Annotated in this window: 20 protein-coding genes and 1 pseudogene; 9 read left to right on the top strand and 12 right to left on the bottom strand. The window is 71.1% G+C overall.

Annotated features, from left to right (window positions below; genetic code table 11):
- Nucleotides 1-40: 40 nt before the first annotated feature.
- Nucleotides 41-277 (bottom strand): hypothetical protein, encoded by a 237-nt coding sequence (locus LAJ50_RS11495; protein ID WP_138655120.1) that lies wholly within the window; start codon nt 275-277, stop codon nt 41-43.
- Nucleotides 278-512: 235 nt separating this feature from the next.
- Between LAJ50_RS11495 and LAJ50_RS11490 the strand changes: the two genes are divergently transcribed.
- The gene (locus LAJ50_RS11490; protein WP_138655118.1) at nt 513-1,679 is read left to right on the top strand and encodes an SGNH/GDSL hydrolase family protein; all 1,167 of its coding nucleotides are present in this window, start codon (nt 513-515) and stop codon (nt 1,677-1,679) included.
- 12 nt (nt 1,680-1,691) lie between these two features.
- Here LAJ50_RS11490 and LAJ50_RS11485 read toward each other — a convergent pair whose 3' ends face one another.
- Nucleotides 1,692-3,824, bottom strand: a complete 2,133-nt coding sequence (locus LAJ50_RS11485) for a TonB-dependent receptor (RefSeq protein ID WP_224096574.1) — start codon at nt 3,822-3,824, stop codon at nt 1,692-1,694.
- A 370-nt stretch (nt 3,825-4,194) separates the two neighbouring features.
- Between LAJ50_RS11485 and zigA the strand changes: the two genes are divergently transcribed.
- The 4 genes from zigA (at nt 4,195) to LAJ50_RS11465 (ending at nt 9,780) form a co-directional block, all read left to right on the top strand.
- Nucleotides 4,195-5,415, top strand: a complete 1,221-nt coding sequence (gene zigA / locus LAJ50_RS11480) for a zinc metallochaperone GTPase ZigA (RefSeq protein WP_130552559.1) — start codon at nt 4,195-4,197, stop codon at nt 5,413-5,415.
- 62 nt (nt 5,416-5,477) lie between these two features.
- Complete coding sequence (gene folE2, locus LAJ50_RS11475; RefSeq protein WP_138655114.1) at nt 5,478-6,392, top strand: GTP cyclohydrolase FolE2; 915 nt, start codon at nt 5,478-5,480, stop codon at nt 6,390-6,392.
- Complete coding sequence (locus LAJ50_RS11470; RefSeq protein ID WP_138655112.1) at nt 6,389-7,525, top strand: GTP-binding protein; 1,137 nt, start codon at nt 6,389-6,391, stop codon at nt 7,523-7,525. The genes folE2 and LAJ50_RS11470 overlap by 4 nt, the downstream gene beginning before the upstream one ends.
- Before the next feature lie 92 nt (nt 7,526-7,617).
- Complete coding sequence (locus LAJ50_RS11465) at nt 7,618-9,780, top strand: S46 family peptidase (RefSeq protein WP_138655110.1); 2,163 nt, start codon at nt 7,618-7,620, stop codon at nt 9,778-9,780.
- A gap of 79 nt (nt 9,781-9,859) precedes the next feature.
- Here the strand turns inward: LAJ50_RS11465 and LAJ50_RS11460 are convergent, their stop codons facing one another.
- The 5 genes from LAJ50_RS11460 to hutI form a co-directional block, all read right to left on the bottom strand.
- Nucleotides 9,860-10,126, bottom strand: a complete 267-nt coding sequence (locus tag LAJ50_RS11460) for a hypothetical protein (protein WP_138655108.1) — start codon at nt 10,124-10,126, stop codon at nt 9,860-9,862.
- A 218-nt stretch (nt 10,127-10,344) separates the two neighbouring features.
- On the bottom strand, nt 10,345-12,012 hold the full coding sequence (gene hutU / locus LAJ50_RS11455; protein ID WP_138655106.1) for a urocanate hydratase: 1,668 nt from the start codon (nt 12,010-12,012) through the stop codon (nt 10,345-10,347).
- A complete protein-coding gene (gene hutG / locus LAJ50_RS11450) occupies nt 12,009-12,890 on the bottom strand; it encodes an N-formylglutamate deformylase (RefSeq protein WP_138655104.1) in 882 nt (293 codons plus the stop codon). The genes hutU and hutG overlap by 4 nt, the downstream gene beginning before the upstream one ends.
- Nucleotides 12,891-12,993: 103 nt before the next feature.
- Nucleotides 12,994-14,544, bottom strand: a complete 1,551-nt coding sequence (hutH, locus tag LAJ50_RS11445; RefSeq protein WP_138655102.1) for a histidine ammonia-lyase — start codon at nt 14,542-14,544, stop codon at nt 12,994-12,996.
- 40 nt (nt 14,545-14,584) lie between these two features.
- Nucleotides 14,585-15,790, bottom strand: coding sequence for an imidazolonepropionase (gene hutI, locus LAJ50_RS11440; RefSeq protein WP_138655124.1), 1,206 nt, complete (start codon nt 15,788-15,790; stop codon nt 14,585-14,587).
- Between the two features lie 79 nt (nt 15,791-15,869).
- Between hutI and LAJ50_RS11435 the strand changes: the two genes are divergently transcribed.
- Both LAJ50_RS11435 and hutC read left to right on the top strand, forming a co-directional pair.
- Nucleotides 15,870-17,234, top strand: a complete 1,365-nt coding sequence (locus tag LAJ50_RS11435; protein WP_138655100.1) for a formimidoylglutamate deiminase — start codon at nt 15,870-15,872, stop codon at nt 17,232-17,234.
- Entirely contained in the window at nt 17,231-17,974 is a 744-nt protein-coding gene (gene hutC, locus LAJ50_RS11430) for a histidine utilization repressor (RefSeq protein ID WP_138655098.1), read from the top strand. The genes LAJ50_RS11435 and hutC overlap by 4 nt, the downstream gene beginning before the upstream one ends.
- Before the next feature lie 153 nt (nt 17,975-18,127).
- Here hutC and LAJ50_RS11425 read toward each other — a convergent pair whose 3' ends face one another.
- The 3 genes from LAJ50_RS11425 to LAJ50_RS11415 form a co-directional block, all read right to left on the bottom strand.
- Complete coding sequence (locus LAJ50_RS11425; RefSeq protein ID WP_138655096.1) at nt 18,128-19,123, bottom strand: restriction endonuclease; 996 nt, start codon at nt 19,121-19,123, stop codon at nt 18,128-18,130.
- 133 nt (nt 19,124-19,256) lie between these two features.
- A complete protein-coding gene (locus LAJ50_RS11420) occupies nt 19,257-19,832 on the bottom strand; it encodes a phasin family protein (RefSeq protein ID WP_224096306.1) in 576 nt (191 codons plus the stop codon).
- A gap of 98 nt (nt 19,833-19,930) precedes the next feature.
- Nucleotides 19,931-20,206 (bottom strand): polyhydroxyalkanoic acid system family protein, encoded by a 276-nt coding sequence (locus tag LAJ50_RS11415; protein ID WP_138655481.1) that lies wholly within the window; start codon nt 20,204-20,206, stop codon nt 19,931-19,933.
- Between the two features lie 125 nt (nt 20,207-20,331).
- Between LAJ50_RS11415 and LAJ50_RS11410 the strand changes: the two are divergent.
- A pseudogene (locus LAJ50_RS11410) lies at nt 20,332-21,114 on the top strand (FHA domain-containing protein); the annotation flags it as partial.
- Here the strand turns inward: LAJ50_RS11410 and msrQ are convergent.
- Both msrQ and msrP read right to left on the bottom strand, forming a co-directional pair.
- Nucleotides 21,002-21,712 carry a protein-methionine-sulfoxide reductase heme-binding subunit MsrQ gene (msrQ, locus tag LAJ50_RS11405; RefSeq protein WP_130552546.1) on the bottom strand — a complete coding sequence of 237 codons (711 nt, stop codon included), beginning with the start codon at nt 21,710-21,712 and terminating at the stop codon, nt 21,002-21,004. The pseudogene LAJ50_RS11410 and the gene msrQ sit on opposite strands and share 113 nt — an antisense overlap.
- 507 nt (nt 21,713-22,219) lie before the next feature.
- A complete protein-coding gene (gene msrP / locus LAJ50_RS11400) occupies nt 22,220-23,188 on the bottom strand; it encodes a protein-methionine-sulfoxide reductase catalytic subunit MsrP (RefSeq protein WP_138653130.1) in 969 nt (322 codons plus the stop codon).
- A gap of 200 nt (nt 23,189-23,388) precedes the next feature.
- On the opposite strand from msrP, the gene serC reads away from it, so the two are divergent.
- On the top strand, nt 23,389-24,474 hold the full coding sequence (gene serC / locus LAJ50_RS11395) for a phosphoserine transaminase (RefSeq protein WP_138653128.1): 1,086 nt from the start codon (nt 23,389-23,391) through the stop codon (nt 24,472-24,474).
- The last annotated feature ends 110 nt before the right edge of the window (nt 24,475-24,584 follow it).

Here is a 24,584-nt window from a genome sequence, read left to right as displayed (position 1 = left end):
CTCCGGGCAGGGTGGATCGCGGCGGCGAGCATGGGCCCGCCTAGCTGTCGGCAACCTTTCGGTTTCCGGTTTTCCGCCGCTGGCCGATGAGGGTGTGAAGCGGCGGTTCAGCGCCCGGGCAAGGCCGGGCCAGCGTGGATCCGCGGCCTTTGGAAGGCCCGGCAGCCAAGGCGCCCACCGCTGTGCAGGCGGGATGGGGCGGCTGCGGGAAGACGTCGTCCTTGATCGAAAGGACCGCTTCGAGCTGGCGCTCGGGCAACGTGATGACTTCGAGCACGTCGTCGGCCTGCCGCCATCCCGACCTCAAGCTGTGCATTCATCGATTGGGTGGTGGAACCGGTCCATGCGCGCGGCGCGGGCGCCGTGCCGCGTCGAAGCACGTCGAAGTCGATCTGCTGGGACGCCTGATCGGTGCTTCGTGAAAGACGCCCGGTCGATTCGGGGGCGCATGCAGGCCTTCCTTGGTTCGGGCCATACACTGGGCATGACACGCCGTACCTGAAGCTGTTCGCATGACCCCGCTTCCCATCGCCACACCCATCACCGCCGCGCTGCTGCATGGCGTCGTCGAAATCGAATCCACCGCGCTGGGCGTGGTGCCGCACCGGCTGCCGGCATGGGCGCGCGCGCAGTGCGGCGATCCGCAGCTGGCGATGGTCGAGGCACAGCCTTCGGGCGTGCGGCTGATGTTCCGCACGCGCGCCACCGCGGTCGAACTGGAGGCATTGCGCACGCGACGCCGCTACGTCGGCCTGCCTGCGCGGCCGGACGGCATGTACGTCCTCATGCAGGGTGACCAAGTGCTGGCGCAGGCGACGCTGCCCGGCGGCCACGTGCTGACGATCGACATGGCGGCCGGCAGCGCGGTGCGCGAGGCCGGCGCGCCTGGCGTGCTGCGCTTCGGCGCGTTGCCCGAAGGCGAGAAGACGCTGACGCTCTGGCTGCCGCATGACGAGGCAGTGGAGCTGATCGCCCTGCACAGCGATGCCCCGCTGCATGCCGTGCCCGCGGGCACGCAGCGGCGCTGGGTGCATCACGGCAGTTCGATCAGCCACGGCAGCAACGCCACGGCGCCGCATGCGATCTGGCCGGCGATCGCGGCGGCACGCGGCGGCGTGGCGCTGACCAATCTGGGCTTCGGCGGCAGCGCGCTGCTGGATCCGTTCGTGGCGCGCACGGTCCGCGACCTGCCGGCCGACCTGATCAGCCTCAAGCTCGGCATCAACCTGGTGAACATGGACCTGATGCGCCTGCGTGCGCTCGGGCCGGCGGTACACGGCTTCCTCGACACCATCCGCGAGGGCCACCCCGACACGCCGCTGCTGCTGGTCTCGCCGATCCTGTGCCCCATGCACGAGACCACGCCGGGCCCCACGCTGCCCGACACCGCCGCGCTCGCCCGCGGACAATGGCGGCTGCTGGCCTCCGGCGATCCGGCCGAGGTCGCGCGCGGCAAGCTGACGCTGCAGGTGATCCGCCGCACGCTGGCCGACCTGGTCGCCCAGCGCCGCACGCAGGATCCGAACCTGCATTACCTCGATGGCCTGGCCCTGTACGGGCAGGCCGACGCAGAGGCGTTGCCGCTGCCCGACGGCCTGCATCCGGACACGGCCACGCATCGGCTGATCGGCGAGCGCTTCGCCGCGCACGCCTTCGTCGAAGGCGTGTTCGGCCGCTGAGCGGCCTGTGCTTCAGTCGAAGCGCAGCCGCAGCCCCGCATAGACGCCGAAGCCTTCGCCCGGCGTCGAGCGCGCCGCATCGCTGCCGGCATCGTCATAGCCCGGCGTCACCGTGGCCGCGTAGTGCCGGTCGCCGAGGTTGCGGGCCTCGATCCAGGTCTGCCAGCGCCCGCCCGGCGCGTCCAGTCCGATGCGCGCGCCGAAGATCACGTGGGCATCGGCCCAGAAGCTGTTGGCGTAGTCCACCGCCATCCTCGAGGCGTACTCGGCGTTGAGCGCGGCGTAGGCGCCGGAAGGATGGTCGTAGCGCAGCTCGCCCTGGTAGTAGTGCCGCGGCAGGCCGGGCAGGCGGTTGTCGCCGAAGCGCGCATCGTGGCGATAGCGGAAATCGCTGAAGGTGTAGGCCTGGCGCAGCGACAGGCGGCCGGCGTCGGCCTGCCACAGCGTGCTGTCCAGCCCGGCCTCCAGGCCGCGATGGCGGGTGGGGCTGGCGTTGGATTCGGCGACCACCAGGTTGGGCACCGGCTGGAGTTCCACGTTCAGCAGTTCATGCCGCACCTGCGCGTCGTAGGCGGTCAGCTCCCAGCGACCCAGCGCGCTCTCGCCGCGCGCGCCCAGCTCCAGCGTGGTCGCGGTCTGGTTGCGCAGCGGCACCGGCGTGCTCTGCCGGCCGCTGGCCGGGCCGTTGCCGGCGGAAAAATAGAACGGCGAGCCCCAGATCATCGACCACGGATGCGGCGGCTCCACCGAGCGGCTCAGGTTGCCGAACAGCTGCAGCTGCGGGCGGGCCTGCCAGGTGAAGCCCAGGCGCGGCGCGCTGTCCCAGTCGTGCGCGTTCAGGCGCCCGCCGCTGGCCGGCCAGGTCACCGCGACCTCGCGGTTGGTATGCACCGCGGCCAGGCCGGTGATCAGATGCAGCGCCGGCGTCAGCGCCAGGTCGTTGCCGACGTGCAGCACCGCATCGGTGCCCAGGTGTTCGAAGCGCCGCGTCAGCGTGCCGCCCGGATACCCATTGCGGGCGAAGCGCAGGGTCTCGCGCACATGGGCGTCCAGGTCGTGGGTGACGCGCAGGCCGACGGTGGTCACGCTGTCGCGGCCGAACAGGCGGTGGCGGTGGGTGTAGTCCAGCGTGGCGCCCAGGTCGCTGTAGTCCAGCTGCTGGCGGTACAGGCTCTCGTTGAGGTCCATCGGGAAGTGGTGATAGACCAGCCCGGCCTGCAGGGTCGAGGCCTCGTCGATGCGCAGCGTGGTGACGTTGCCGATCCAGGTGCTGCCCGGCTGCGGGCGGCGCGCGTCGATGGCCAGGTTGGCCGGATTGGCCTGGCGCGGATCGTCCCGCAGCTGCGCGCGGGTCAGGCGGCCGGGCGTGTCGTGCTCGGTTTCGCGGTAGCGCAGGATCAGGCGCGTGCTGAGGTCCGGGCCGAGCTGCCAGCCGAAGTTGGCCATCGCGCCCTTGCCGCTGCCGCTGGCGTGCGCCTGGTAGCCGTCGGTGCGGCTGTCGACCAGGTTGAGGTAATAGTCGAAGTCGCCCGCGACGCCGCCCAGGCCCAGGCTGGCATTGCGGTAGCCGAAGCTGCCGCCTTCCAGGCGCAGCTCGGTGCCGGGCGAATCCAGGCCGCTGCGGCTGACGTAATCGATCGCCCCGCCCAGGGTCAGCGCACCGCGATCGAAGCCGTTGGCTCCCCGCAGCACCTCGACCCGGCTCATCCACAGCGGTTCGATCAGTTCGTACGGCGTGCCGCCGGAGAAGGTCAGCGGCAGCCCGTCCAGCGAGACCGACACGCCCGAGGCGTGCGCGCCCGGCGCGCGGTTGAGGCCCGAGCCGCGGATCGACACCTTGACCCCCTCGTTGCCCGGCGACTGCGCGTAGATCCCGGGCTGGTAGGCCAGCACGTCGGCGGTGCCGGCCACGCGGCCATCGCCTACCTGGGTCAGGTCGATCACATTGCCCGCGCCAGGGACGCGGGTCAGCGCCTGGTGCGCCTGTTCGAGGGCTTCATTGCGCTTCGCCGCGACCCGCACGGTGTCCAGCGTGGTGGCCTGGTCAAGCGGAGCGTCCTCGGCTTGGGCCGGGAGCACCCCCAGGCCAGCGGTGGCGGCGGCGAGCGCCAGCAGGCGGGAAAGGCGGGGGGAGCGCAGCGGCATCTGGGTCATCGAGCGTGGATCGCAAAGAGCAGGGCGCGCGCCTGCCCTCGGCGGCGACAACGCCGCCGTCGAACAGGACGGGCAGAGGAGGCGACGGTTTCAGCGGCGCCGGAAGGGGCGCATCTTTGCTGTGAACTCTGAATAAGTCAATCAGGTTGACAGGCGCAGTCGGAGCCGGAGTCGGCTCGTGACCCAGAGCGCTTGAAGCAGCGGCACAGGGGCTCGCGCCGCCTCGTCACGATTTGAGTGCCTGTCCCAAAATGTTATAAAGTAACAAAAAGGCACTGAGCCTCAGCTAGCCTCGGTCCACCTCCTTCGCCCAAGTACGCACGCCGCTGCGGCGCGCCGGGCTCCCCACCAAGCCATCGCCATGTCGCTCTCTTCCCATTCCCACGCTCCCAAGCTGCCCGTCACCGTGCTGTCCGGCTTTCTCGGCGCCGGCAAGACGACCCTGCTCAACCACATCCTCAACAACCGCGAAGGCCGGCGCGTGGCGGTGATCGTCAACGACATGTCCGAGGTCAACGTCGATGCCGACCTGGTCCGCCAGGGCGGGGCCGAGCTCTCGCGCACCGACGAGAAGCTGGTGGAGATGAGCAACGGTTGCATCTGTTGCACGCTGCGCGAGGACCTGCTGGTCGAGGTCGACCGCCTGGCGCGCGCCGGCCGCTTCGACCAGCTGGTGATCGAGTCCACCGGCATCTCCGAGCCGCTGCCGGTGGCCGAGACCTTCACCTTCGAAGGCGCCGACGGCCGCAGCCTGGGCGAGGTCGCGCGGCTGGACACGATGGTCACCGTGGTGGACGCGTTCAACTTCCTGCGCGACTACGGCTCGCGCGACAGCCTGCAGCGGCGCGGCGAATCGCTGGGCGAGCAGGACGCGCGCACGGTGGTGGACCTGCTGGTGGAGCAGATCGAGTTCTGCGATGTGATCGTGCTCAACAAGCTCGACCTGGTCGATGCCGGACAGCGCCAGCGGCTGATGGCGATCCTGCGCGGGCTCAACCCGCGCGCGCGGATCGAGCCGGCGCAGTTCGGCGTGGTGCCGCTGGAGCGCGTTCTGGACACCGGCCTGTTCGACTTCGACCAGGCCGCCACCGCGCCGGGCTGGCTCAAGGAGCTGCGCGGCGAGCACGTGCCGGAGAGCGAGGAATACGGCATCGACAGCTTCGTCTACCGCGCGCGCCGGCCGTTCCACCCGCAGCGCTTCCACGACTGGGTCAACCGCGAATGGCCCGGCGTGCTGCGTTCGAAGGGCCACTTCTGGCTGGCCAGCCATCCGACCCTGGCCGGCGAGTGGTCGCAGGCCGGCGCGGTGGCCCGGCACAAGGCCGCCGGCTACTGGTGGGCGGCCGTGCCGCCGGAGCGCTGGCCGGACGATCCGGACCATGTGCGCACGATCCGTGCGCACTGGGTCGAAGGCGTCGGCGACGCACGCCAGGAGCTGGTGCTGATCGGCATGGACATGGACCGCGACGCGCTGTGCGCGCGCTTCGACGCCTGCCTGCTGACCGATGCGGAGATGGCGCGCGGCGTCCACGCCTGGCTGCAGTGGCCCAATCCCTTCCCGGGCTGGCCTGCAGCGGACTGAGGTCCTTCCGACACGTCGCTTCGTGCCGCGTGCCCCTTCCTTCTTCTTCGTTTTCCAGGTCCATGTCGCTGCCGTTGCCCGATGTCTGTCTCGATGAATCGCCGTCCCAGCCGGCGCCGCTGTCCTGGGTCGGCATGGGCGGCATCGACCTGCCGCTGCGGCTGGACGAACCGGGCTGCCAGCGCCTGCTCGACGCGCGCGTGGACGCACAGGTCGACCTGCCGGACGCGCGCGCCAAGGGCATCCACATGTCGCGGCTGCATCGTCAGCTGGACCACCTCGGCGTGGAGGCGCCGCTGGGCCCCGCGCGGGTGCAGGCCCTGCTCAGCGCCATGATCCACAGCCACGCCGACTGCGGCAGCCGCCGCGCGCGGGTGCGGCTGGACCTGGCGCTGCCCGTGCGCCGGCCCGCGCTGCGCACGCCCGGGCTGGCCGGCTGGAAGACCTATCCGGTGCGGATCGCGGCCAGGCTCGATGCCGGTGGCCTGGCGTTGCGCGTGCAGGTCGCGGTGACGTATTCGTCCACCTGTCCGTGCTCGGCGGCGCTGGCGCGGGCGGTGGTGGCCGATGCCTTCCTGCGCGATTTCCAGGCGCATGCCTCGGTGGACACGCAGGAGGTGACGCGCTGGCTGAGCGCCAACGCCAGCCTGGCCACGCCGCACAGCCAGCGCAGCGTGGCGCAGGTGGCCATCGACGTGCCGGCCGAAGCGGCGGGCTTCGGGCTGCTGGCCCTGATCGATCGGGTCGAGGCGGCGCTGGGCACGCCGGTGCAGACGGCGGTCAAGCGCGAAGACGAGCAGGCCTTCGCCATCGCCAACGGCGCCAACCTGATGTTCGTCGAGGATGCGGCGCGGCGCATCCTCGCGGCGCTGGAAGGCCGCTACGCGCGGCCCGGCGTGCAGGTCACCCATGCCGAGAGCCTGCATGCGCACGACGCGGTGGCCTGGGCCGGCGCGCCGCTGGAGCAGGCGGCATGAGCGCGGTGCGCGAGCCGGAACAGATTCCGGTCACGCTGCTGACCGGTTTCCTGGGCAGCGGCAAGACCACGCTGCTCAACCAGTTGGTGCGCCAGCCGGAGCTGGCCGACGCGCTGGTGATCGTCAACGAGTTCGGCGAGATGGCGCTGGACCATCTTCTGATGGTCCACAGCCGCGAGCAGACCGTGCTGGAGCTGGGCGGCGGCTGCCTGTGCTGCAACGTGCGCACCGACCTGGTGGAGGTGCTGCGCGATGCACCGTGGCGCTTCGCGCGCCAGGGGCGGCGCCAGTTCCGGCGCGTGATCATCGAGACCACCGGCCTGGCCGATCCGGTGCCGATCGTGCACACGTTGCTCAATCATCCCGACGTGGCCGGCCGCTATGTGCTGGACGGCGTGGTGGCCACCGTCGATCTGGCCACCGCCCAGGCCAGCCTGGACCGGCACGAGGAAGCGGTGCGCCAGGTGGCCATCGCCGATGTGCTGCTGCTGACCAAGGACGACCTGGTGGAGGACGCGGCGCGCGTGGCGCTGGAGCAGCGCCTGCGCCGGCTCAATCCGGCCGCGCCGCGCCATCGCGTGCGCCATGGACGGGTGCCGGCGGCGGCATTGCTGGGACTGGGCCTGTTCTCAGTCGAGGGCAAGCAGCCGGACGTGGTGGCCTGGTTGAACGAGGAGGCCTATCTGCCGCTGGCGGCCGCGCCGGCCTTCGCCTTCCAGCTCGGCATGCGCCAGCTCGATGCGCAGGCGATGGCGCCGGACCCCAATCGCCACGACGACCACGTGCAGGCCTTCTGCTTCCGCATCGAGGAGCCCATCGCCGAGCAGGTGCTGGGCCTGTGGCTGGACACGCTGGTGGCCATGCTCGGCCCGGCCCTGCTGCGGCTCAAGGGCATCGTCCACGTACAGGGCCAGGCGGGGCCGCTGGCCGTGCACGCGGTCCAGCAGCTGTTCCATCCGGCGCAGGCCCTGCCGGCCTGGCCCGATGACGATCGCGGCTCGCGCCTGGTCTTCATCACCCGCGACGTGGACCCGGCGCTGATCACCCGGACCTTCGAGGCGTTCCGCACCTCGGCGGCGCTGCGTCCGGTGTCCTCGGGCGCCTGGCCGCCACGGGCGCTGGGGACTGCCTGACAGGAATGTCGGGCGCCGCAGTGACCAACGGCACATGGGTTCGTCCGCGGCGCGGGTTAGTGTTACTAGATAACAATTCGGAAAGGTTACCCATGCGTCGTCTCCTGCTGTCGGCCGCCATCGCCGCCACCTGCATTCCCTCCGCCCTGGCCGTCGAAGGCATGTGGCAGCCGGCCCAGCTGCCCAAGATCGCCGGCGACCTCAAGGCGCACGGGCTCAAGCTCGACCCGGCGGCGCTGACCGACCTGACCGGCTATCCGATGGGCGCCATCGTCAGCCTGGGCGGCTGCACGGCCTCCTTCGTCAGCCCGCAGGGTCTGGTGGTCACCAACCACCACTGCGCCTACGGCGCGCTGCAGTACAACTCCACGCCGCAGAAGAACCTGATCGAGGACGGCTTCCTGGCCAGGAGCGTCGGCGAGGAACTGCCCGGTTCGCCCGACATGCGCGTGTTCGTGACCGAGGAGATCCGCGACGTCACCCAGGAGATCACCGGCGGCCTGCGCGACGACATGGCGCCGCTGGATCGCTACAAGGCGATCGAGCAGGCGATCAAGGCGCAGGTCAAGGGCTGCGAGCGCGACGGCTACCGCTGCGATGTCTACACCTTCCACGGCGGCTACAGCTATCAGCTGATCCGCCAGCTGGAGATCAAGGACGTGCGCCTGGTCTACGCGCCGCCCGAGTCGATCGGCAAGTTCGGCGGCGACATCGACAACTGGATGTGGCCGCGCCACACCGGCGATTTCAGCTATCTGCGCGCCTACGTGTCCAAGGACGGCAAGTCCGCCGAATACTCCAAGGACAACGTGCCCTACCAGCCCAAGCACGTGCTCAAGGTCAATCCGCAGGGCCTGGAGGAGGGCGACTACGTGATGGTGGTCGGCTATCCGGGCCGCACCAACCGCTATCGCCTGGCGCAGGAAGTGCGGTCGGCCATCGACTGGCAGTACCCGACCCAGATCAAGATCTACCAGGACAGCCTGGCCATCATCGATGCCGCCTCCAAGGCCAACCCGGAAGTCGGGGTGAAGTACGCCAACACCGTGGCCGGCCTCAACAACTATCTGAAGAATTTCGGCGGCCAGCTCGAAGGCCTGCGCCGCGCCGACGCGGTGGCGGTCAAGCAGCAGCAGGAGGCGCAGCTGGACGCCTGGCTGGCCGCGCGCAAGGACGCCGACGCCAAGGCCCTGGCCGGCGACATCGCCCAGCTCAAGCAGGCCCTGGCCGGCACCGCCGCCACACGCGAGCGCGACCTGGACCTCAGCCTGCTGCAGCGTTCCTCGCTGTTCTCCACCGGCCTGCGCCTGACCCGGCTGGCGGGTGAGCGCGCCAAGCCGGACATGGAGCGCGAGCCGGGCTACCAGAAGCGCGACGAGGCACGCATCGAGGGCGCGCTCAAGCAGATGGACCGCCGCTACGACGCCGGCGTGGACCAGCAGTTCCTGACCTATGCGCTGCTGCGCTACGTCAAGCTGCCGCAGGCCCAGCGCCTGCCGGCGCTGGACGCCTGGCTGGGCGGGGCGCGCGACGAGGCGGCGATCAAGGCCAAGGTGGCCGCGCTGTACGCCGGCAGCAAGCTCGGCGACGGCCAGGCCCGCCTGGCCTATTTCAAGGACGACGCCAAGACCCTGGCCGCGCAGGACGACAGCATGCTCAAGCTGGCCGCGGCCCTGCTGCCGCAGCTGAAGACCCTGGAAGACGAGGCCGACACGCGCGATGGCGTGCTGTCCAAGCTGCGCCCGCGCTACATGCAGGCAATGATTGCGTGGAAGGATTCGCAGAAGCTGCCGGTGTATCCGGATGCCAACAGCTCGCTGCGCGTGACCTACGGCAACGTGCAGGGCGTCGCGCCGCGCGACGCGGTGAGCTACGCGCCGTTCACCCATGCCGAGGGCATCGTCGAGAAGGCCACCGGCGAGGTGCCGTTCAACGCCTCCAAGGCGCAGCTGGATGCGATCAAGGCCAAGGACTTCGGTCCGTACGCCTCGAAGAAGCAGGGCACGCTGCCGGTGGACTTCCTGGCCGACCTGGACATCACCGGCGGCAATTCCGGTTCGCCGGCGCTGGATGGCAACGGCCAGCTGGTCGGCCTGGCCTTCGACGGCAACTGGGAATCGGTGAGCGGCGACTGGCTGTTCAATCCCAAGCTCAACCGCTCCATCCAGGTCGACGTGCGCTACATGCTGTGGGTCATGGACCATCTGGACCATGCCGACAACCTGCTGCAGGAAATGGGCGTGAGCAAGCGCTGATCCGGCGCACTGCGGTGTAAATGCAACGGCCCGGTCGGAAGACCGGGCCGTTGTCGTTTTCGCACCCCCGCGAACGCGGTCAGGGCTGCAGTTCGCTGCGCAGGCCCTCGGCCAGCAGGGCGTCGTCCACGTCGCGGTACCAGTCCTCCGGGCCGGAGGCCACGGCTTCGACGTACAGCCCCTGCGCGTCCTGCAGCGGCGGGCGGCGCAGATGGACGATCGACACCCCGCGCGCGTCCAGCGCGAGCAGCACGCGCTGCGCGGTGCGCATCAGCTCGGCCGAGGTGGTCTGTTCGTCGGTCGGCCGCAGGGCCAGGCGATAGGTGTGGGAGGCGGACGGGGACATGCGGCGGGGCGGGAGACGGCGGGGCAGGGTAGCCCAGTGCGCGTGGGACGGGTGTCGCCGCATGGACCGCAGTCCATAGCGGCTGACAGGCTGCCGACATTGTTGCCGCGATAACGGTCGGCCCAACGGGGCCTGAGCTCGTCGTTCCCGCGAACGCGGGAACCCAGGGACGTCCGCGCGCAGCGACGACCTGCGCTCCGTTCAACCCCCCTCAGCGCTCATCCCAGAATGCCCGGCAGATCCAGGCCCTTCTCCCGCGCGCAGTCGATCGCGATGTCGTAGCCGGCATCGGCATGGCGCATCACGCCGCTGGCCGGGTCGTTCCACAGCACGCGAGCGATGCGCTTGGCGGCGGCGTCGGTGCCGTCGCAGACGATGACCATGCCGGCATGCTGGGAGAAGCCCATGCCGACGCCGCCGCCGTGGTGCAGCGACACCCAGGTCGCGCCCGAGGCGGTGTTGAGCAGCGCATTGAGCAGGGGCCAGTCCGAGACCGCATCCGAACCGTCGGCCATCGCCTCGGTCTCGCGGTTGGGCGAGGCGACGCTGCCGCTGTCCAGGTGGTCGCGGCCGATCACCACCGGCGCCTTGAGCTCGCCGGTGCGCACCATCTCGTTGAACGCCAGCCCCAGGCGGTCGCGATCGCCCAGCCCGACCCAGCAGATGCGCGCCGGCAGGCCCTGGAAGCGGATCTTCTCGGCCGCCATGTCCAGCCAGCGGTGCAGGTGCGGATTGTCGGGGATCAGTTCCTTGACCTTGGCGTCGGTCCTGGCGATGTCCTCCGGGTCGCCGCTCAGCGCGGCCCAGCGGAACGGGCCGACGCCGCGGCAGAACAGCGGGCGGATGTAGGCGGGGACGAAGCCGGGGAAGTCGAAGGCGTTGGCCACGCCTTCCTCCAACGCCATCTGCCGCAGGTTGTTGCCGTAGTCCACGGTCGGCACGCCCAGCGCATGGAAGCCGAGCATGGCGCGGATGTGGTGGGCCATGGAGGCGCGCGCGGCCTGTTCCACCTCCTTCGGCGCGGACACCCGCTTTTCGTCCCATTGTTCGACCGTCCAGCCCTGCGGCAGATAGCCGTTGACCGGGTCGTGGGCGGAGGTCTGGTCGGTCAGCAGGTCCGGCTTGACGCCGCGCGCCAGCAGTTCGGCGAGCACGTCGGCGACGTTGCCGAGCAAGCCGACCGACAGCGGCTTCCGGGCCTGGCAGGAGTCCTCGATCAGGCGCAGCGCCTCGTCCAGCGAATCGGTCCAAGTGTCCAGGTAACCGGTGCGCAGGCGCATGTCGATGCTGCTCTTGCGGCATTCCACCGCCAGGCACGAGGCGCCGGCCATCACCGCGGCCAGCGGCTGCGCGCCGCCCATGCCGCCCAGGCCGCCGGTGAACAGCCAGCGCCCGGACAGGTCGCCGCCGTAGTGCTGCCGGCCCATCTCCACGAAGGTCTCGTAGGTGCCCTGCACGATGCCCTGGGCGCCGATGTAGATCCAGCTGCCGGCGGTCATCTGGCCGTACATGGCCAGGCCCTTCTGGTCCAATTCGTTGAAGTGGTCCCAGTTGGCCCAGCGCGGCACCAGGTTGGAGTTGGCGATCAGCACGCGCGGCGCATCGGCATGGGTGCGGAACACGCCGACCGGCTTGCCCGACTGCACCAGCAGGGTCTGGTCGTCGTCCAGGCGCTTGAGCGTCTCGACGATGGTGTCGAAGCTCTCCCAGTCGCGCGCGGCGCGGCCGATGCCGCCGTAGACCACCAGTTCCTCCGGGCGCTCGGCCACGTCGGGATGCAGGTTGTTCTGCAGCATGCGCAGCGGGGCCTCGGTCAGCCAGCTCTTGGCGGTGAGCGAGGGGCCGGTCGGGGCCTGGATGCGGCGGGACGGATCGCGACGGGTCATGGGGAGTCCTGGTGATGGGACGGTGCGCCCACGGCGGGCGCGCGATGGGCGAGGGGATGGGTGCGTGCGAAGTCCAGGCAGGCGGCGAGCACCTCGCGCAGCGTGTCCTGCACGGCCTGCGCGCGGGCCTGCGAGAACGGCGTGGGCCAGTTCTCGGGGGTGACCGGATCTGGTTCGTCCATGTAGCCGCGGCAAGCCAGCTCCATCTGGATCGCATGCACGCCGTGCCGGGGCCGGGCGTGGTGGCGCGTGATCCAGCCGCCCTTGAAGCGGCCGTTGCGCACATGGCTCAGGCCGCTGGCGGCGCAGACGCGCTCGACCGCATCGGTCAGCGCCGGGTCGCAGGCGGCATCGTCGTTGCTGCCGATGTTGAACTGCGGCAGCTCGCCTTCGAACAGGTGCGGGATGCGCGAGCGGATCGAGTGCGCGTCGTAGACCACGATGCAGCCGTGTTGCGCGCGCAGGCGTTCGATCTCGGCGGCCAGCGCATCGTGGTACGGGGCGAACCAGGTCTCCCGCCGGCGCGCGATGTCGTCCTCGTCCGGCGCCAGGCCGTCACGATAGAGCGGCTGGTCGTCGAAGGTCGTGGTGGGACACAGGCCGGTGGTGTTCTGGCCCGGATACAGCGTGACGCCTGAAGGGTCGCGGTTGACGTCGATCACCGAGCGGCTGATCGCGGTGCGCAGCGTGGTGGCGCCGAGCGCGCGGGCGAAGGCATAGAGCTGGTGCACATGCCAGTCCGCATCGCGCCGCGCCAGCCAGGGCGAGACGAAGTCGCCCTCGAGCCCGGCCGGGAGCTCGGTGCCGGTATGCGGAAAGCTGACGATCAGCGGCGCTTGGCCGCGATGAAGTTCCAGCCAGCCGGGAAGACCGCTCATGCGTCTGCGCCTCCGGCCACGTCGTAAAGCCTGAATGCGTCATCCCCGCGAACGCGGGGATCCAGTGACTTGCGCGCCATGCCGAAACCTCGCTGCAGCGCGCTCACGTCGCCCCATCCACGCCCGGCAGCCCGGATACGTCCATCCCGATGGCCTCGACCAGCGCGCCACCGCGCACCAGCGCCGTCGCGGCCACCATGTCCGGATGGAAGTAGCGGTCCTCCTGCAGCGTCGGCACCTGCGCCCGCAGCCTCGCCCGCACCGCCTCCAGCGCGGCGCTGGAGGCCAGCGGCGCGTGGAAATCGCAGCCCTGCGCGGCGGCGAGCAGCTCGATGCCGACCACGTTGGCGGCGTTGCGCGCCATGTCCAGCAGCCGGCGCGCGCCATGCGCGGCCATCGAGACGTGGTCTTCCTGGTTGGCCGAGGTCGGGATGGAATCCACGCTGGCCGGCATCGCGCGCTGCTTGTTCTCCGACACCAGCGCCGCGGCGGTGACCTGCGGGATCATGAAGCCGGAGTTGAGGCCCGGCCGCGGCGTCAGGAACGCCGGCAGCCCCGACAGCGCCGGGTCGACCAGCATGGCGATGCGGCGCTCGCTGATCGAGCCGATCTCGCACACGGCCATGGCCAGCATGTCGGCGGCGAAGGCCACCGGCTCGGCGTGGAAGTTGCCGCCGCTGAGCGCCTCGCCGGTGTCGGTGAACACCAGCGGATTGTCGGACACGCCGTTGGCCTCGATCTCCAGCGTGCGCGCCGCCGCGCGCATCACGTCCAGCGCCGCGCCCATCACCTGCGGCTGGCAGCGCAGGCAGTACGGGTCCTGCACGCGCACGTCGTTCTCGCGGTGCGATTCGCGGATGGCGCTGCCGGCCATCAGCGCGCGCAGCGCGTCGGCCACGGCGATCTGCCCGGGCTGGCCGCGCAGGGCGTGGATGCGCGGGTCGAACGGCGTGTCCGAGCCCTTGGCCGCCTCGGTGGACAGCGCGCCGGTGACCAGCGCGGCCTGGAACACGTCCTGGATCTCGAACAGCCCCGCCAGCGCGTAGGCGGTCGAGTACTGGGTGCCGTTGAGCAGGGCCAGGCCCTCCTTGGCGCCCAGCACGCACGGCGCCAGGCCGGCCCGCGCCAGCGCCTCGCTGGCCGGCAGGCGCTGGCCTTCGAAGAACGCCTCGCCGGTGCCGATCATCACCGCGGCCATGTGCGACAGCGGCGCCAGGTCGCCCGAGGCGCCGACCGAGCCCTGGCATGGCACCAGCGGCAGCACGTCGCGCTGGAGCACGGCCTCCAGCAGCGCCAGCGTGGCCGGCTGCACCCCGGAGGCGCCCTGCGCCAGGCTGGCCAGCTTCAGCGCCAGCATCAGCCGCACCACCGGCGCGGGCATCGGCTCGCCGACGCCGGCGGCGTGCGAGAGCACGATGTTGCGCTGGAGCGTGGCCAGGTCGGCATCGGCGATGCGCACCGTGGCCAGCTTGCCGAAGCCGGTGTTGATGCCGTACACCGGCGCGCCGGTGTCGACGATGGCCTGCACGGTCCGCGCGCTGCGCGCGACCGCGTCGTGGCAGGCGGGATCGAGCCGCACGGCCGCGCCGCGATACACGGCGCGCCATTGCGCCAGGCTGACCGCGCCGGGGCGCAGCACAAGAGAGTCGGTCACGCGGAATACTCCGGTCGTTCGGGTTGTACGAAAAACGGCCTCATGCCGGCTGCCCGCGCCACACGCGCGCATGCAGCGGATTGAAGCCCATGCGGTAGACCAGGTCGGCCGGCGCCTCGATGTCCCAGATCGCCAGGTCGCAGTCCAAGCCCGCGCGCAGCCGGCCCAGCCGGTCCTGCCGCCCCAGCGCACGCGCGGCGTGCCGGGTGAAGCCGGCGATGCACTCGTCCACGGTCATGCGGAACAGCGTGGCGGCCAGGTTCATCGCCAGCAGCGGGCTGGTCAGCGGGCTGGTGCCGGGATTGCAGTCGGTGGCCAGCGCCAGCGGCACGCCTGCCGCGCGCAGCGCCCCGATCGGCGGCACCAGCGTGTCGCGGGTGAAGTAGAACGCGCCCGGCAGCAGCACGGCCACGGTGCCGGCCGCGGCCATCGCGGCGACGCCGTCGGCGTCCAGATGCTCGATATGGTCGGCCGACAGTGCGCCGTACTGCGCCGCCAGCGCGGCGCCGTGCTGGTTGCTGAGCTGCTCGGCGTGGATCTTGAGCTTCAAGCCATGTGCGCGCGCGGCCTCGAACACCTGCCGCGCCTGTGCCGGCGAGAAGGCGATGTCCTCGCAGAACACGTCCACCGCCTCGGCCAGGCCCTGCGCCGCGACCGCCGGGATCATCGTCCCGCAGACCTCATCGATGTAGGCCTGCGCCTCGATGCCGGGCGGCACCGCGTGCGCGCCCAGGAAGGTCGGCACGATCTCCACCCGGCGCAGCTCGCCCAGGCGCCGGGCCACGCGCAGCTGCTTGCGTTCATGCTCCAGGTCCAGGCCGTAGCCGGACTTGATCTCCAGCGTAGTCACGCCTTCGCCCAGCATCGCATCCAGGCGCGGCAGGCTGGCGGCGATCAGCGCGTCGTCGTCGGCCGCGCGCGTGGCGCGCACGGTGGAGACGATGCCGCCGCCGGCGCGGGCGATGTCGGCATAGCTGGCGCCGGCCAGGCGCTGCTCGAACTCGCCGGCTCGGTTGCCGGCATAGACCAGGTGGGTGTGGCAGTCGATCAGGCCCGGCGTGATCCAGCGGTCCTGGCAGTCGATGCGCGTGGCCGCGTCGAAGTCCGGCGCCCGGTCGGCCGGGCCGACATGCACGATGCGGCCCTCGCGCGCGGCGATCACGCCGTTCCGCAGCACGCCCAAGGTGCCGTCGTCGGCATCGAGCGTGGCCAGGTGGGCGTGGTGCCAGAGCGTGTCGCAGCGCAGGGGCATGGCATCTCGTCAGGAGCGCATTTGTCTATACAATAAGACCGGCCTTCGCAGCCTGTCCAGTCGAGGAACCCCGATGGCGCCAGCCGCTTGCTTCTGGATCGATCACGCCCTGCTGGACGAGGGCTGGGCGCGTGCGGTGCGCGTGTGCACGCAGGGCGGGCGCATCGCCTCGGTGCAGGCGGGCAGCGCCGCGCAGCCGGGCGACGTGCGCCTGGGCGTGGTCGTGCCCGGCCTGGGCAACCTGCACAGCCACGCCTTCCAGCGCGGCATGGCGGGCCTGACGGAAGTCGGTGGCGCGGCCGGCGACAGCTTCTGGAGTTGGCGCGAGCTGATGTACCGCTTCGTGCAGCGGCTGGACCCGGACAGCCTGCAGGCCATCGCCGAGCAGGCCTACGTGGAGATGCTGGAGGCCGGCTTCACCCGCGTGGGCGAGTTCCACTACCTGCACCACGGCCCCGACGGTCGGCCCTATGCCGATCCGGGCGAGATGGCCGGGCGCATCGCCGCGGCCGCGCAGGCCAGCGGCATCGGCCTGACCCTGCTGCCGGTGTTCTATGCCCACGCCGACTTCGGCGGTGCGCCGCCCAGTCCCGCGCAGGCGCGGCTGATCCATGACGTGGACGGGTTTGCCCGCCTGCTGGAGGCCAGCGCGGCGGCGATCGCGCCGCTGGGCGATGGCGTGCTCGGCCTGGCCCCGCACAGCCTGCGCGCGGTCACGCCCGGGGAGCTGACCGCGCTGCTGCCGCTTGCGCGCGGGCCGGTGCACCTGCACATCGCCGAACAGACGCGCGAGGTGGAGGCCTGCCTGGCCTGGTCGGGCCAGCGCCCGGTGCGTTGGCTGCTGGACCACGCGCCGGTGGACGCGCGCTGGTGCCTGGTGCACGCCACCCACGTCGAAGCGGACGAGGTGCAGGGCATGGTCGAGGCCGGCGCCGTGGTCGGCCTGTGCCCGATCACCGAAGCCAACCTGGGCGACGGCCTGTTTCCGATGCGCGACTTCGCCCGCTCCGGCGGCCGCTTCGGCGTGGGCTCGGATTCCAATGTGCTGATTGATGCGGCCGAGGAGCTGCGCCTGCTCGAATACGGCCAGCGCCTGGTCGCGCGCGGGCGCAACGTGCTGGCGCAGGGGCAGGGCGTGTCCAGCGGGCGCTGGCTGTTCGAGCAGGCCCTGCACGGCGCCGCGCAGGCGCTGGGCGTGGAGGCGGGCCTGCGGGTCGGCGCCGCCGCGGACCTGGTGGAGTTGGATGCCGACCATCCGGCGCTGCGCGCGCGCCAGGGCGATGCCTGGCTGGACAGCTGGCTGTTCGCCGCTCGCCGCGGCGCGGTGCGCCAGGTCTGGCGCCAGGGGCGGCTGGTGGTGCGCGACGGGCGCCACGTCGACGCCGCGGCGGTGGCCACGCGCTACGCCACCGCCCTGGACCGGGTGCTGCGCGCATGAGCGAGCCGCAGGCCCCGCCGGCGCCGGCGCGTTCGCTGCATCAGCGCATCCGCGACGACATCGAGGGCCGCATCCACAGCGGGCAATGGCCGCCCGGCCACCGCATCCCGTCCGAACACGCGCTGATGGCGCAGTACGGCTGCGCGCGCATGACCGTGAGCAAGGTGCTGAGCCTGCTGGCCGATGCCGGCATGATCGAGCGCCGCCGCCGCGCCGGCTCGTTTGTCGCGCGCCCGCATCCGCATATCGAACAGGTGGCGCTGGACATCCCGGACATCCCGTTCGAGGTCGCCGCGCGCGGCCATCGCTACGAGTTCCAGCTGCTGGCGCGGCAGCTGCGCCCGCCGCGCCAGGGCGATGCACGCGAAGCGGAGATGGCGGGCGGGGGACGCACGCTCGCGCTGCAGTGCCTGCACCTGGCCGACGGCCGGCCGCTGGCGCTGGAGGACCGGCTGATCAATCCGGCGGCCGCGCCGGAGGCCGTGGACGTGGACTTTTCGCAGACCGCGCCGGGCAGCTGGTTGCTGCAGCACGTCAGCTGGACCCGCGCCGAACACCGCATCAGCGCCATCGGCCTGGACGCGGCGCGCGCGCGGCGGTTGCGGGTGCCCACCGGCACCGCCTGCCTGGTGATCGAACGCCGCACCTGGCGCGGCGAGCAACCGGTGACCAGTGTGACCCAGGTGTTCCTGGGCGATTCCTACGACCTGGTGGCGCGGTTCTCGCCTGGTGGGCGGTGAGCGTGCGCGCCCGGGAGGGCGCGCAGATTGGATGTCATTCCCGCAGCGGCGGGGCCTGGCATCTCCAGGTTCGCTGCGTGAAAGTCCCTGGATTCCCGCGTTCGCGGGAATGACGACCGAGGGTGCTGTCCGGGAGCGCGGCGCGGGCGCCGTCTAACGCGACGGCGCGTGCGCCGGGACCGGTGCCGGCGTCGCCATCGCCGCTTCGCATTGGCGCCAGCGCACGCGTTCGTCGCTGCCCGGGCGCGGGTTGAGCTGGACGCGCGAAAGCGCCAGGTCCGGGTACTTGGCCAGTTCGGCGCAGACCACCGGCATGACCATTTCCTCGCCCGCGAGCAGGTCCACCGACAGGGTCGAGCCGGAAATCCACGCCGGCTGGCGCAGGCCGCCGGCCTTGGCCAACGCCTTGGCGACGGCGCTGCGCTGCTGGGTCAGCTGCGCTTCGGTCGGCGGCGCGGACGCCGGGCCCGGCGCGCTGGTGGCCGGGGCGGCCGAGGGCGCGGGCGCGGCGGCGGGAGGGGGTGCGACCGTCGCCGGAGCGGGCGCCGGTTCGGAATCGAGCAGCGTGGGCAGGCCGCTGACCAGCACGCCCAGCAGCAGCGCGGCGATCCAGCTCAGGCCGATGCGGCGGCGCGCACTCAGGTTGGCCTGGCCGGTGATGCTCTGGACGGTCGCGCCGTCCAGCATCGGCTTGACCTCCACCCACAGCTTGCCGCCGTCGAGCACTTCGACATTGGAGCGCTGCGCCTTCTCGTGACCGCCGGCATCGACCAGGCCCTGGGTGGCCAGGATGCTGTGCTGCGCGCCGCGCAGGCGCGCCTCGGAGGCCAGTTCGTCGATCGCCACCGACCCGATGCGGTAGGCGGTGCCGTGCTTGCAGCTCAGCAGCCAGTGCCGGCCCTGCGCATCGCCCAGCAGCAGGCTGGGGTGCTGGTTGCGCACGTCCTCGGGTTCGAACGACACCCGCTCCAGCCCGCGCCGCTGCAGCGCGGAGAGCACCAGGCGGGTGAAGTCGCGCCAGCGCATGGCCGCCAGCGCCTGCAGGCCGGCCTGGGTCTCATCGAGGCGGCGACGGACCAGCCACAGATACGCCGTGGCGACCAGACCCACCAGCAGGGCCACGAGGGTCCCGATCAACCAGAACGGCATGAGGCGCACATCCACAAAAGCAGGCTGGGCATTCTACGGGCAACCGTGGGGTCGACCGGGCCGCGCAGGGCCGCGATCGGCTGACAGCACGGTCGGTCTGAAGGCGCGCGGTGCATGCAGCGGCGCCGGCGGCTTATTCGATCGGGTCGCTGGGTGGCGCGGCCGTCGGCTGGGCGGGCGCGCGCGGTGCGGCCGGCTTGCGCGCCGGCCGGCTCGCGGTGGCCCTGGGCGGGACCGGGGCGGGGCCGGCCGGGGTCGAACGCGCCGCGGAGCGTCGCGCCCGTGCGCCGGCGGTGGGCCGTTCGTTGTGCGCGCGCAGCTTCTGGTTGAGCGCATCGATGCGGTCGGCCAGCGCGCCCAGCTCGCGCCGGGTCGGCACCTCCAGCGCCTTGAGCGCCTCGCCGACCCGGGCGCGGAAGGTCTGGTCCATGCGCCCCAGCGTCTCGCCGGCGCGGCTGCGCACGTCCTCGACGCTTTCGGCCAGGCCGGCGCGGGCATCGCGGGTGCGCGCCTCGACCTTGCTGCCTTCGCGCACCAGGGTGTCGAACAGCTTGCCACCCTCGGTCTGGGCGCGGTGGAAGGCGCCCAGACCGGCGAGCCAGATCTGCTGGGCCGATTCGCCCAGGGACGCCTGCAGGCGCTCGGCCTGCTCGTGCAGGGAGGGTTCGAACTCGGACGGGCGCGGGCCCTGGGTTTTCCTGGTCGCCATTGGATCACTCCGGTGCGGACGGGACGATGGCGGGCAGTGTCCGCAGCGGCCGGTGATCGTGGCGTCGAATGCCGGCGCGCAGGCGCGCCCGACCGGCGCTAGGCGAAGCGTTCGCCCAGCACGCGGCGGATCTCCGACTCGATCGGTCCCTTCATCGCCGACAGCAGGAAGCCCAGTTCGGCGGTGACGTGCAGCGCGCCGGGCCGCATGGTGATGCGTCCGTCCACGCCGGCGCCGTTGAAGGCCAGCGTGTCGCCGTCCCAGTGATGGCTCACCCCGAAGCGCGCGTGCAGCTTGCCGGCCACTTCCTCCAGGGCCTGGCGGGTCTGCTCGGGCGACTTGTGGTTGGGGTGCTGCAGTTCGATGTGGGACATGGCGCTGGGCTGGGCAAGGACAAGCGCACATTGTCGCCCAAGCGCGCGGCGCGTGCGGAAAGTCACCGTGCGCGTGGCGCTGGAACGTCCGGACACGCGGGCCTGCGTGCTAGTCTCCCGGCCGCGTGCAGAACCTCAGTCTCCATTTTCCTCAAGGCCGCACGGCCGATCGTGCGCTGGGCACCGGTGTCCACCGCATCGTGCGCGAAGCCAGCGGCACCATCGGCGTGGGCGACGCCGTGCCCGGGGCGCTGCTGGTGCAGTTCAGCCTGGACCGGCGCGGCCTGTGGCTGCAGGTGCCGCCGGGCATGCGCGGCATCCACGTCAACGGCCGTCCGGTGCGGCGCATGGCGCTGCTGCGTCCGGGCGATGCGGTCTATGCCGATGGCGTGGAAGTGCTGGTGCGCGGCCAGGCGCCGCGCCCGGCCGCCTCGGCGCCTGCGGCCCAGGCCGAGCCGGACCCGCGCGTGGTCCTGCGCGGCATCGGCGGGCGCCACCATGGCCGCGCCTTCGCCATCGGCAGCGGCTGCAGTGTCGGTGCCGGCCGCGAGGCCGACATCGTGCTCGACGCGCCGCACCTGTCGGCCCTGCACGCCGTGCTGGGCCGCGTGCCCGGCGGCGTGCTGCTGCGCCATCTGCAGGGCGGGGTGACCAGCGTGGTCAACGGCGTGCCGGTGCACGAGGCGGTGTTGAACGCCGGCGACCAGGTCGTCTTCGACCCGCAGTCGCGCTTCGTGGTGGAGATCCCCTGGAGCCAGCCCGATCCGTCCGACCCGGCGGCCTCCGAGACGGCCGTCAGCGCTCCGGTGCCGGCGGCGAAGGCGCCGCAGGCTTCGCTGAAGCGCTGGCCGTGGCTGCTGCTGGCCGCGGCGGTGCTGGCCGGCGTGCTGGCGCTGCTGCTGCTGTTCGCGCCCGCCTGATCGCCTTCCACGCGCGCCAGCCCAGCAGCAGGGCGAGCAGCCCGGCGTAGAGCGCCGGTTCGCGGATGTCGGACTTCACCAGCCACCAGAAGTGCAGCACCGCCAGCACGCCGATGGCGTAGATGGCCTTGTGCAGCTGGCCCCAGCGCCGCTTGAGCCGACGCATCCAGCCCTGGGTGGAGGTGATCGCCAGCGGCACCAGCAGCAGCCACGCGGCGAAGCCCACGGTGATGTAGGGCCGCTTGACGATCTCGGCGAAGATCTGGGTCCAGTAGCCGCCCAGGTCCAGGCCCAGGTAGGCGGCCAAGTGCACGGTGGCATAGGCGAAGGCGTACAGGCCAAGCAGGCGTCGGAAGCGCAGCAGCACCGCCTGGCCGGTGAGCTGGCGCAGCGGCGTGATGGCCAGGGTGAAGATCAGGAAGCGCAGCGCCCACAGCCCGGTGAAGTGCTCGATCTCCGCGATCGGGTCGGCGCCCAGCGCATCGCTGCCGTTGCGCCAGACGTCCCAGAAGCGCCAGCCCAGCAGCGCCAGCGGCGTCAGGCAGAGCAGGTGGACGACGAGCTTGGCGAGGGTGAGGGGTTTCATTTTTTGGGGATTGGGGATTGGGGATTGGGGATTGGGGAGTGGGGAGTGGGGAGTGGGGAGTGGGGAGTGGGGAGTGGGGAGTGGGGAGTGGGGAGTGGGGAGTGGGGAGTGGGGAGTGGGGAGTAAAGCGTCTGCGTCAGTGCTCTGCTTCTGCCCCTCCCTTGCCCGCAGCGCAGGGGAGGGCTGGGGAGGGGTTGGCTGTTGCTGTTGTTGCTTCCCTCTCGAGCTAATCGCGAAAAGCACCCCTCCCGCTCAGTCGCTAGCGCGACTTCGAGCTCCCCTGCGCTGCGCGCAAGGGAGGGGGCGGGTCATGCGGCTCGCAATGGCATCGCTTGGTTCGTGGTTCTTTGCCTTGATCACTGGTTTTTCTTGCAACTTCTGCTCATGCCCATAGCCTCTCCCGATTCCCGATTCCCGATTCCCGATTCCCGATTCCCGAATCCCGAATCCCGAATCCCGAATCCCGAATCCCGAATCCCGAATCCCGAATCCCGAATCCCGAATCCCTCAGAACCACTTGTGCAGATCCATCCCCGCATACATCGAAGCCACCTGGTCGGCGTAGCCGTTGAAGGGACGCGTCGGGATGCGCTCGGCGAACAGCTTGCTGGCATTGCCGGCGATGCGGCGTTCGGTCTTCTGGCTCCAGCGCGGGTGGTCGACGGCGGGATTGACGTTGGAGAAGAAGCCGTACTCGTTGGGCTGCAGGTCGTTCCATGCGGTGGGCGGCATCTTCTCGACGAAGCGGATCTCCACGATTGACTTGATGCTCTTGAAGCCATACTTCCACGGCACCACCAGCCGCAGCGGCGCGCCGTTCTGCTGCGGTAGCGGCTTGCCGTACACGCCGGTGGCCAGGAAGGTCAGCGGGTGCATCGCCTCGTCCATGCGCAGGCCCTCGCGGTAGGGCCAGTCGATCGAGCGATAGGCGATGCCCGGCATCTGACGCGGGTCGGCCAGGGTGGTGAACGCCACGTACTTGGCCTTGGCCGTGGGCGCGAAGCGCTTGAGCACCGCCGCCAGCGGGATGCCGTCCCACGGGATCACCATCGACCAGCCCTCCACGCAGCGCAGGCGGTAGATGCGCTCCTCGCTGGGCGCGGACTTGAGCAGGTCCTCCAGCGCCAGGGTGCCGGGCTTCTCGCATTCCCCGGACACCTTGACCGACCACGGCGAGGTGCGCAGGGTCTTGGGCGCGCTCGACGGATCGGTCTTGCCGGTGCCGAACTCGTAGAAGTTGTTGTAGCTGGTCACGTCCTCGTAGCGGGTCAGCGTCTCGGACGTGCGGAAGCCGGCCTTGGCCTGTTCGGGGGTGACGACGGTCTTGGGCGCGTCGGGCGGGTCGGCATCGGCGCAGCCGGCCAGGGCCAGCGCCGGCAGCGCGGCGGCGAGCTTGAACAGGTCGCGACGGCCGCGATAGACGGCTTCGTCGGTGACGTGGTGATCCTTGAGGCTGAGGGCGTCGCGTAGGGACACGGTGCATCTCCTGCGGAAAGTCACATGGGCAACCAGTTGGACGTGCCAGCCGCCGGAAAATTCCCGCCGCCGCACGCGTTCGCGCCAGGCGATGGATTCGCCTGCAACCACCTTACGCGCATCGCGTCGCGGCGGATGCACAGGCGGCCGTTGGCCGATTCAGCCTGCGGCATACTATGGCCCCCCTGATCGAGGCTGCCATGTCCCGCGTCCACAACTTCAGCGCCGGCCCCGCGGCGCTGCCCGAGGCCGTCCTGCGCCAGGCGCAGTCCGAAATGCTGGAATGGAACGGCGTGGGCGCCTCGATCGTGGAGATCAGCCACCGCAGCGCCGAGTTCATGGAAGTCGCCGCACGCGCCGAGGCCGACCTGCGCACGCTGCTGAGCATTCCCGAGGACTACGGTGTGCTGTTCCTGCCGGGCGGCGCCACCACCCAGCAGGCGCTGCTGGCGCTGAACTTCGCCAGCCCCGGCCAGACGGTGGACTACGTGGTGACCGGGCACTGGAGCAAGACCGCGATCAAGCAGGTCAAGGACTACGTCAACGTGCACGTGGCCGCCAGCAGCGAGGCCGAGTGCTTCACCGACATCCCGCCGCGCGCGGACTGGCGGCTCTCGCCCGACGCGGCCTATGTGCACATCACCGCCAACGAGACCATCCATGGCGTGGAGTTCCGCCACACGCCCGAGGTGGGGCAGGTGCCGCTGTTCGCCGACTTCTCCTCCTCGATCGCCTCCGAGCCGATCGAGGTATCGCGCTACGGCGTGATCTATGCCGGCGCGCAGAAGAACCTGGGTCCGGTCGGCGTGGCGGTGGTGATCGTGCGCCGCGACCTGCTCGAGCGTGCCGGCCAGCCGCGCGCGGACATCTTCAACTACGCCTCGCATCTGGCGCGCGACTCGATGCTCAACACGCCGCCGACCTGGAACTGGTACCTGGCCGGTCTGATGTTCCGCTGGATGCTGGACCAGGGCGGCGTGGAGGAATTCGCGCGTCGCAGTGCCGCCAAGTCGCAGCTGGTCTACGGCGCCATCGACGCCTCCGGCGGCTTCTACCGCAACACCGTGGTGCCGGCGGCGCGCTCGCGCATGAACATCCCCTTCTTCCTGGCCGATGAGGCGCTGACCGCGCGCTTCGTGGCCGAGTCCAAGGCCGCCGGGCTGATCGGCCTGAAGGGCCACAAGGCGGTCGGCGGCCTGCGCGCCTCGCTGTACAACGCGCTGCCGGTGGCCAGCGCCCAGGTGCTGGTGGAGTTCATGCACGACTTCCAGCGGCGCAATGGCTGAGACACCGCGCTCCGCTGTTGTAGGAGCCGGCCTGGTGGGAGCCGCCATGGCGGCGATGGGGCCTTACTGGTAAAGCTCATCGCCGCCGTGGCGGCTCCACAGCAAGTCAA

The sequence above is a fragment of the Pseudoxanthomonas sp. X-1 genome (assembly GCF_020042665.1).
In the GTDB taxonomy this organism is placed as follows: domain Bacteria; phylum Pseudomonadota; class Gammaproteobacteria; order Xanthomonadales; family Xanthomonadaceae; genus Pseudoxanthomonas_A; species Pseudoxanthomonas_A spadix_A.
The sequence above is the reverse complement of the archived record's forward strand: the minus strand, read 5'-3'. Positions and strand labels throughout refer to the sequence as shown.

Excerpts from the sequence above, each read along its gene's own strand:
- LAJ50_RS11490 (WP_138655118.1), top strand. The coding sequence starts at position 513 with ATGACCCCGCTTCCCATCGCCACACCCATCACCGCCGCGCTGCTGCAT.
- LAJ50_RS11435 (WP_138655100.1), top strand. The coding sequence starts at position 15,870 with ATGGCGCCAGCCGCTTGCTTCTGGATCGATCACGCCCTGCTGGACGAG.
- LAJ50_RS11460 (WP_138655108.1), bottom strand. The coding sequence starts at position 10,126 with ATGTCCCCGTCCGCCTCCCACACCTATCGCCTGGCCCTGCGGCCGACC.
- hutU (WP_138655106.1), bottom strand. The coding sequence starts at position 12,012 with ATGACCCGTCGCGATCCGTCCCGCCGCATCCAGGCCCCGACCGGCCCC.
- zigA (WP_130552559.1), top strand. The coding sequence starts at position 4,195 with ATGTCGCTCTCTTCCCATTCCCACGCTCCCAAGCTGCCCGTCACCGTG.
- LAJ50_RS11465 (WP_138655110.1), top strand. The coding sequence starts at position 7,618 with ATGCGTCGTCTCCTGCTGTCGGCCGCCATCGCCGCCACCTGCATTCCC.
- LAJ50_RS11470 (WP_138655112.1), top strand. The coding sequence starts at position 6,389 with ATGAGCGCGGTGCGCGAGCCGGAACAGATTCCGGTCACGCTGCTGACC.
- hutC (WP_138655098.1), top strand. The coding sequence starts at position 17,231 with ATGAGCGAGCCGCAGGCCCCGCCGGCGCCGGCGCGTTCGCTGCATCAG.
- LAJ50_RS11415 (WP_138655481.1), bottom strand. The coding sequence starts at position 20,206 with ATGTCCCACATCGAACTGCAGCACCCCAACCACAAGTCGCCCGAGCAG.
- msrQ (WP_130552546.1), bottom strand. The coding sequence starts at position 21,712 with ATGAAACCCCTCACCCTCGCCAAGCTCGTCGTCCACCTGCTCTGCCTG.
- LAJ50_RS11420 (WP_224096306.1), bottom strand. The coding sequence starts at position 19,832 with ATGGCGACCAGGAAAACCCAGGGCCCGCGCCCGTCCGAGTTCGAACCC.
- serC (WP_138653128.1), top strand. The coding sequence starts at position 23,389 with ATGTCCCGCGTCCACAACTTCAGCGCCGGCCCCGCGGCGCTGCCCGAG.
- LAJ50_RS11425 (WP_138655096.1), bottom strand. The coding sequence starts at position 19,123 with ATGCCGTTCTGGTTGATCGGGACCCTCGTGGCCCTGCTGGTGGGTCTG.
- folE2 (WP_138655114.1), top strand. The coding sequence starts at position 5,478 with ATGTCGCTGCCGTTGCCCGATGTCTGTCTCGATGAATCGCCGTCCCAG.
- LAJ50_RS11485 (WP_224096574.1), bottom strand. The coding sequence starts at position 3,824 with ATGCCGCTGCGCTCCCCCCGCCTTTCCCGCCTGCTGGCGCTCGCCGCC.
- hutG (WP_138655104.1), bottom strand. The coding sequence starts at position 12,890 with ATGAGCGGTCTTCCCGGCTGGCTGGAACTTCATCGCGGCCAAGCGCCG.